This window comes from Halomonas sp. 707D4 (assembly GCF_024158685.1).
Lineage (GTDB): Bacteria > Pseudomonadota > Gammaproteobacteria > Pseudomonadales > Halomonadaceae > Vreelandella.
Map to the genome: position 1 here is coordinate 1 of NZ_JAMZBD010000125.1, position 7,597 is coordinate 7,597.

9 protein-coding genes and 1 pseudogene are annotated in these 7,597 nt (G+C 54.7%); 7 read left to right on the forward strand and 3 right to left on the reverse strand.

The features are described 5' to 3' along the window. Together BIS11_RS07340 and BIS11_RS07345 are read left to right on the forward strand one after the other, a co-directional pair. The coding region (locus BIS11_RS07340; RefSeq protein ID WP_253585873.1) for a succinylglutamate desuccinylase/aspartoacylase family protein at positions 1-289 on the forward strand (289 nt) is incomplete at its 5' end. Between the two features lie 245 nt (positions 290-534). Continuing rightward, a complete protein-coding gene (locus BIS11_RS07345; protein ID WP_253421783.1) occupies positions 535-2,007 on the forward strand; it encodes a catalase in 1,473 nt (490 codons plus the stop codon). 47 nt (positions 2,008-2,054) lie between these two features. Here the strand turns inward: BIS11_RS07345 and dusA are convergent, their stop codons facing one another. After that, on the reverse strand, positions 2,055-3,068 hold the full coding sequence (gene dusA, locus BIS11_RS07350) for a tRNA dihydrouridine(20/20a) synthase DusA (RefSeq protein ID WP_253421780.1): 1,014 nt from the start codon (positions 3,066-3,068) through the stop codon (positions 2,055-2,057). A 640-nt stretch (positions 3,069-3,708) separates the two neighbouring features. Between dusA and BIS11_RS07355 the strand changes: the two genes are divergently transcribed. The 3 genes from BIS11_RS07355 to BIS11_RS07365 are packed head-to-tail and all read left to right on the forward strand — an operon-like array spanning position 3,709 to position 5,926. Beyond that, on the forward strand, positions 3,709-4,806 hold the full coding sequence (locus BIS11_RS07355; protein WP_253421777.1) for a hypothetical protein: 1,098 nt from the start codon (positions 3,709-3,711) through the stop codon (positions 4,804-4,806). A 9-nt stretch (positions 4,807-4,815) separates the two neighbouring features. Continuing rightward, positions 4,816-5,259: a hypothetical protein gene (locus tag BIS11_RS07360; protein WP_253421769.1), complete on the forward strand. Its 444-nt coding sequence runs from the start codon at positions 4,816-4,818 to the stop codon at positions 5,257-5,259. Beyond that, positions 5,237-5,926 carry a hypothetical protein gene (locus tag BIS11_RS07365; RefSeq protein ID WP_253421767.1) on the forward strand — a complete coding sequence of 230 codons (690 nt, stop codon included), beginning with the start codon at positions 5,237-5,239 and terminating at the stop codon, positions 5,924-5,926. Before BIS11_RS07360 ends, BIS11_RS07365 begins: the two co-directional genes overlap by 23 nt. Positions 5,927-5,970: 44 nt before the next feature. Here the strand turns inward: BIS11_RS07365 and BIS11_RS07370 are convergent, their stop codons facing one another. Continuing rightward, positions 5,971-6,105 (reverse strand): DUF4113 domain-containing protein, encoded by a 135-nt coding sequence (locus BIS11_RS07370; RefSeq protein WP_367399066.1) that lies wholly within the window; start codon positions 6,103-6,105, stop codon positions 5,971-5,973. Between the two features lie 256 nt (positions 6,106-6,361). Here BIS11_RS07370 and BIS11_RS07375 point away from each other — a divergent pair, with 256 nt between their 5' ends. Both BIS11_RS07375 and BIS11_RS07380 read left to right on the forward strand, forming a co-directional pair. Next, entirely contained in the window at positions 6,362-6,589 is a 228-nt protein-coding gene (locus BIS11_RS07375) for a hypothetical protein (protein WP_253421765.1), read from the forward strand. Positions 6,590-6,753: 164 nt separating this feature from the next. Next, the gene (locus BIS11_RS07380) at positions 6,754-7,323 is read left to right on the forward strand and encodes a hypothetical protein (protein ID WP_253421763.1); all 570 of its coding nucleotides are present in this window, start codon (positions 6,754-6,756) and stop codon (positions 7,321-7,323) included. A 15-nt stretch (positions 7,324-7,338) separates the two neighbouring features. Here BIS11_RS07380 and BIS11_RS07385 read toward each other — a convergent pair. Further along, a pseudogene (locus BIS11_RS07385) lies at positions 7,339-7,597 on the reverse strand (transcriptional regulator); the annotation flags it as partial.

Sequence of the window (7,597 nt, forward strand, 5' to 3'; positions counted from 1 at the left end):
GAGCTGGGCGCGGGCGCCGATCGACGGCATCCTGCGCCCGATGGTGCGCCTGGGCGCGCGCGTCGCCAAGGGCGAGGTGCTGGGCAAGGTGGCCGACCCGTTCGGCAACGACGAAGGCGACATACGGGCCATTGCGGACGGCATCGTCATCGGCATGAGCCGCCTGCCGCTGGCCAACGAAGGCGAGGCACTCTACCACATCGCGCGCTTCGACGAGATCGAGGAGGCCGAGACCGCCATCGAAAGCTTCCAGTCGAGCCTCGACCCGGCGCCGGACCCGATGTTCTGAAAAGTCGGGGCTTGTGTCTCGATCCATGTCCTCAAACGAATGATAGCCGTGATCGTCTGGAGAGGGAGGCGTCGATGGCTTCACGCTATGAACGCCATAGCTGAGCAGCTCCCCGCTGGCGTGGCATGATACCGACGTATTGACTATAACTGTTGGCACGCCAGCCAGATGAATGAATGGCTCGAGATAGAGCCGAAACGAAAGTGGCCCCGAAGAGGCCACGAATCGTGACATGGAGGAAGGGTATGACGAACGGTAAATCCACTTTTACGACCACGGATGCAGGAATACCGGTAGCCAGCGACGAACACTCGCTCTCCGTCGGCCCCGATGGCCCGATCGTGCTGCACGATCACTACCTGATGGAGCAGATGGCGGCCTTCAACCGGGAAATGATTCCCGATCGTCAGCCCCACGCCAAGGGCGGCGGCGCCTTCGGTCACTTCGAGGTGACCCACGACGTCAGCCGTTACACCAAGGCGACGTTCCTGCAGCCGGGCAAGAAGACCGAGATGGTCGCTCGCTTCTCCACGGTGGCCGGCGAGTCGGGCAGCCCCGATACCTGGCGTGACCCGCGCGGCTTCGCGCTGAAGTTCTACACCGAGGAAGGCAACTTCGACATGGTGGGCAACAACACCCCCGTGTTCTTCGTGCGCGACCCGCTCAAGTTCCAGCACTTCATTCACTCGCAGAAGCGCCGCGCCGACAACGGCCTGCGCGATCATGACATGCAGTGGGACTTCTGGACGCTGTCGCCGGAGTCCGCCCACCAGGTGACCTGGCTGATGGGCGACCGCGGCGTGCCCGCCTCCTGGCGCCACATGAACGGCTATTCGAGCCACACCTACATGTGGGTCAACGACGCCGGCGAGCGCTTCTGGGTGAAGTACCACTTCAAGACCGACCAGGGCATCAAGTGCATGACCCAGGAGCAGGCGGACCAGATGGCGGGCACCGACGCCGACTACCACCGCCGCGACCTGTTCGACGCCATCAAGCGCGGCGATCATCCGACCTGGACGCTTCACGTCCAGATCATGCCCTTCGAGGACGCCAAGACCTACCGCATCAACCCGTTCGACCTGACCAAGGTGTGGCCGCACGGCGACTACCCGCTGCAGGAAGTGGGCAAGATGACCCTCGATCGCAACCCGACGGATTTCCACACCGAAATCGAGCAGGCGGCGTTCCAGCCGAGCAACTCGGTACCGGGCACCGGCTTCTCGCCGGACAAGATGCTGCTGGCGCGTACCATCTCCTACGCCGATGCGCACCGCGCGCGGCTGGGCGTCAACTACCAGCAGATTCCGGTCAACCAGCCCAAGTGTCCGTTCCACAGCTACGCCAAGGGCGGCCGGATGCGCATGACCAACACGTCCGACCCGGTCTACGCCCCCAACAGCAAGGGCGGCGCCCACGCCGACCCGCAGCGCTTCCCGGAAGACGCGGTATGGCAGGCCGACGGCGAGTTCGTGCGCGCCGCCTACACGCTGCGCCCGGACGACGGCGACTTCAACCAGGCCAACGACCTGGTCAACAAGGTGATGGACGACGCCGCCCGCGACCGGCTGGTCAGCAACATCGTCGGCCACGTCTCCGATGGAGTGGAGGAGCCGGTGCTCTCACGGGTATTCGAGTACTGGAAGAACGTCGACCAGACCATCGGCGAACGTGTCGAGAAGGGCGTGATGGAAAACCGCCAGAAAGCCGGCAAGTAACCGCTCACTGGTAAGCGAACCCGCCACGCCCTGCGTGGCGGGTTTTTTCATGCCTCGAGTTCGGGCTCGCGCACCAGGCTCAGGGCCTCGTCATACAAGCGCAGCCCGGCGCCCTCCTTGTGGGCGTGTTCGGAGAGGTGGCGGCGAAAGCGCCGCCCGCCCGGGCAGCCCTGGAAAAGCCCCAGCAGGTGACGGGTGATGTGATTCAGCTTGGCGCCCTCGTCGAGCCGCGTCTGGATGTAGGGGCGAAAGGCCTGGGCGGCTTCCAGCCGGCTGGCCGCCGGCCCGGGCTCGCCGAAGATCGCCTGATCCACCCCGGCCAAGAGCCACGGGTTCTGGTACGCCTCGCGCCCGACCATCACGCTATCCACGTGCGCCAGCTGCGCCTGACACTCCTCGAGGGTTTTGATGCCACCGTTGATGCCGATGTGCAGTGCCGGGTTGGCCGCCTTCAAGCGATGCACGCGCGGGTAGTTCAGCGGTGGAATGTCCCGGTTCTCCTTGGGCGAGAGCCCCTTGAGCCACGCCTTGCGCGCATGCACGGTGAAGGTGGCGCAGCCAGCCTCCGCCACCAGATCGATGAAGCGGGCAAGATCGGCATCCTCGTCCTGATCGTCGATGCCGATACGACACTTCACCGTCACCGGAATCGACACCGCCGCCTGCATCGCCTTCACCGCCGCCGCCACCTTCTCCGGATGGCCCATCAGGCAAGCGCCGATCAGGTTGTTCTGCACCCGGTCGCTCGGGCAGCCGACGTTCAGGTTCACCTCGTCATAGCCCCACTCCTGAGCGATCGCCGCACACTCGGCGAGCTCCCCCGCGTCGCTGCCGCCCAACTGCAGCGCAATCGGATGCTCCACCTCGGTGTAGCCCAGAAAGCGCTCACGAGGCGAGCCGTGCAGGATGGCGCCGGTGGTCACCATCTCGGTGTAGAGCAGGGTGCGCTTGGTGAGTGTACGGGCGAACGCGCGGTAGTCGCGGGTCGTCCAGTCCATCATGGGTGCTACCGAGAAGCGGCGGCCCCGGTCGGCGGCGTTTTCGTTCGTAAAATCGGTCATGGAATGGGTTCTTTAGCTGTATGAATATATAGCTACAATGAGAGTGCGGATGAAACGACATGGGCGCGTAACCAGTAGCGACGAGCCGGTTTCATGCACGATAAATGGGATGGGCGGTATTGTACGGAAGAAAAGGGAGCGCTCCCAGCGCAGCGAGTCCGAAAGTGTCAGGAAAGCTCAGGATAGGCTGCATGCACCAGCGTCTGGACTGAGCGAGGAAATTGAGAGCAAAAAGGGGCGTTATTGCGATAGTGATGTGGAGGCTATTGGGTTAAGCTCGCTTAATAGAAGCGCAGACTGCTTAGCGCTAGGCTTCTCCTTTGGGCAACGAACTGGTGAGTAAAATGACATCGCGCAACCTAAATGGGTGTTGAGGCCTAGTGGTTTGCGGATAGCCATAAAACTCTGGTAAACCGGGTTGATGGCGACCCACAGTAAGAAGGTGTTCCTGCTGCTGGTGAGTAGAGAGCGACGGATCAAGTGGATACAGCGCCTAGCAGGGGGCGCGCTGTATCTGATCAGTGATAACCAGCTGTATCAGCCGGAGAAGATCAAGCCGCAGGATATGGGGACCTGGAGATTCTGGGCGGTGTGAGATTCGGATTGGGTGAGTTGTTTGATAGTTCTATAAGGGAATATGATGAATACTTTAATCAGTGCTAAAAAATTATTACAGCAAGAGTTCTCAGAAGTTTATGATTTGTTTCGTAAATATGGTATCGGTCAATCTCATATTAGAACGAGAGTGTTCAACCCGCTGAAGTTCCCTAGGGTAAAGATCAGCGATGATCATAAAGAAGCATGTGAAAAATATGTTTCTTTGATGAATGAGAATGACTTACGCACCGCCATACGCAGCATAAAAGAGCTTTTGGAAAAGTATATTATATATAATAATAAGATCGTGCAGTTTTATGACGTAAGTGCTGCTACTCTTCGTGCTATTGATAATAATATTGAGAAACAGCTTCTCAGCTCTGACCCGGCTAGCTTGGCGGGGTATTACCCTGATTTTCCAGCTGATTCTAAAGTTATTAGCGAAGACATTTTACCCATAAAGTCAATTAAGATTAATGATGAATTAAAAGTGTTCTTAGTCGGTTCAAGAAGAGAGTATTATAAGATATTTCAATTAAATAAAGGAGATTTGACTCCGTCTGCTTTAAGTATGATGCAGGATGTGAAAGAAGTATCTGCAAAAGGGATGGTGTCTGAGCTGTCAATCGATGTGCTGGTTTTGGACTATAACTCCTCGCGTTTAGAGTTGAGGCTGTCCAATGCCGTTTCAATGTCTAAAATGAACACATCTAATTTTCAGAAAAAGCTGATTAAATATGTGCAAGGTATTTTAGGCGGAAAGATTAATGACCCTATCGATTTTTTAAGCAAGGTAAATGACTATTATTTTGCAAATGATTTGGGTAGAGTTGTAGCTTTTGATTTTCTTACTGAAGAGGGTGTAGAAAGAACTGAAAAAGTAAGAAATAGAAAAGATGATTTAAAAAACGAAAGCTATCATATTGGTGGCACAGAGAAAGTAAATAAAATATTTCAAAGTCATAGTATCGCAAAAGTCTGGGACTTTAAGTCTGATGATGGAGATCATCAGGTTTCTCTAAAAGTTAAAGGTAGTTTACGTTTAATTCTTAAAGCAGGACAAACTGTCGATCAAGTTTATCTATTAGATTGTTTTGGCGAATCGGACTATAATTATCTTCTTTCTAAGTTGTTGCTTTGAGTAGCAAGCATGAAGTCTGAAAAGCTTAAAAGATTCATAGATACTTATTATAATCCTAGTGCTAATGGGAGGGGGTGGCGCGAGTATAAAGCACTATGTGAATTTTTAAGCTTTCTGGAAAGCTATCCAGCCGATAATTATAACCTCGTTTTTACAAAGTTTAGGCTTCATAGTATTTTTGAAATATATTTTTATGATTTTAACGAAGTTGAGGATTTTATAGGCGAGCTAAGCTATAAATATCCTTATCTTTTGATAGCTAAGTATTACTTTGAAGACGATCGTGAAAAAAGAATCGACCTAGATGCAGGTGATGTTTTTAAATATTTGTCGAATCGATCGAATATTGATCCTATTAGTGGCGAAGTCTCGCATTCTATAGCTGAGTTTATCTTTGTCGAATACGTATTGAATAAAGAGGCGGTCGAGAATGTGCAATATGGCCGTCAATAGGTTATCTGGTGTAGATGAGGCTTATTTGTTATGTACCCAAGCAGCGACGTTTGAAGACTTTGCTGCTGGCGTACATATTTTAATTGATAGAGCTGCTGCTCGAGCAGAGCAAAATGCACATTTGCAGTTTGCTAATGGTTCAGTAGAAGATGGTTGGACTTCTCGGATAATTGAGCGTTTGGATGGCTTCGGTGTTTCAGCACGTCCTGGAACAGCGGGGGGGAACGCTGATATTGTTATTGAAAACCAGGCTGGCCAATTTACTATTATATGTGAATCAAAAGTCTTAGGAAAAATACCTACTAGTTCAACTAGGTATGATAGTGGGCATCTCTTTGAAGGAGTAAAGCAACTTGTAACTCGCTATACTACTGGCACAGTAGGTCAAGATCATTGCATTCTAATAATTTTTTGCTTTTCACCTAAAATGAAAATGGCTATAGAAAGATGGAAAACATTCTTTTTTGATAAGGTAATGAATGGGGAAGATGAAGAAAAAGAATATTTCGAAGATTTGGATGACTATTCTTTTCCACGTTATAGTGGTTTGAGGGGGTTTTTTACTACTCATACTCATCATTCATCAGGCTATCCCGTGAAAGTTAGACACTTGCCGGTTTGCCTTCACCATCAACCTATTGATAAGTCAGCGCAAAGTAAGTCTTAACCCTTGGTACGTTTTATACCCCCCTTTATCCGTATAAGCCCGCATCAATTCCCCCACTGCGTCGTATACCGCGGGCTACAATGGGCACACCGCAAATGCCACAGCGCATTCTTCTCCGGTAGTCCCAGCCGTACCGTTCCCTTATCCATCTTCTCGTTCAGCGCGTTCATGATGGCCACAAGCTGTTGGCTACACTGGCCGTTTGCAGGGTGTACATCAGGCTGAAAAGCTGGCGGTGCTGGTTGGCGTGGCTGTTAAAAGAGTATTCAAAGCCCTATCTGATCTTCTATCCTCGCTCATCCACCCTTGCTCATCCACCATGCCATCAAGAGAACCCCATGCTACGTCTTCCTTCATTGGCCCTGCTAGCCCTTTTTTTTGCTCTGCACGCTGTGGGCGCAGGACGGTGTTCATCCCGGCTTATGGCGTATCGACATGACCATATTCAACCTACCACGAGTGGAGGGTGACGCGCCGATCTCTACCGCAACCGAAACCCTGTGCCTGACACCAGACCAGGCGCAGAGCCAGCAAGGCGTGGTTCAGGCGCTCTGGGGTGAGATTGCCTGTGACGATATCGAGATCGCCACTGCAACGGTGGGGCGAGGGTGTCGGTGGCCTGTGGCAAAGGCGAAAGCGCCCTCCGTTCCGTCGATACGCTGACGTTCGATAGCCCCACCGCGTTCGTCAGCGATCTGAAAACCCACACCCACGGTTACAGCGCGCAAACCCTGAGCCAATACCGTTGGCAGGCCCCCGGCTGCTAGTGACGCGCTTGCACCTTTAATGGTATAGCCTAGGGTTCGGATTCGGGGTGAGGAACGGGTATGGTTAAAGCACGCAGAGGTATCGCGATGGTGGCCGGGCTTCTACTGCTGGCCGGTTGCAACGAACAGCCGGACGAGCCGGCCCCGGTGCCCGAGCCCGCGCGTCACGAAGCTGCAACACAGGCTGACGATACTGCTCGCGAGCCCGAACCGTTGGAGGTGGCGGTCACGGCGCACGTCGAGCTTGCAAGCGATCGGCGGCTGATGGTGGCCGGGGAGACCAACCTGCCGGAGGGTACGCGGCTGCAGGTGGTGGTCGAGCGTGAATTGAGCCGGGTGCGATGGCAGTCGCGCACGGCGGTCACGGGCGGGCAGTTTCGCGCCGGGCCCTTCGGTTCGGGCAGCGGCTTGCCGGACGGCGGTTATATCGTGCGCGTGCAGTCGAGTGAAGCCAGCGTGCAGCCGCAGGCCGTGCAGGAGGTGATCGGGTCGCGCGGGGAGTATCTGGCGGGCGAGCTCGTCACGCAAACTCGCCACGGCCTGGGGCAGGTGACCACCTACTCACGACGCTTCTTGGTGGGGAGTGAGCCAAGACGCACGCGTGACCAGGTGGACGTGGTTGAGGACTAGGGGCAAAAGGGTGCTTTAGGCAGAACACCAGTGAGCGAGCACGACGGCGTGGATCTCGACGTCGTTCGGAGACTTGGGGAAATGCTCCAGAACGAATCGATCGTCGCGCTTGACCAGATAATGGCCGGCTTTGTGGAAGACGTGCGTGGGGCCGAGCAGCAGGAGATCACCCGGGGAGGCGGGAGCGAAATCCGAGTCGGGGGCCGGCGTGGTCATCACGCAAGGCGCTTTCCAGTCGATCTTGAGCGGCAGGTGGGGCGGCGGCGTCAAGGTG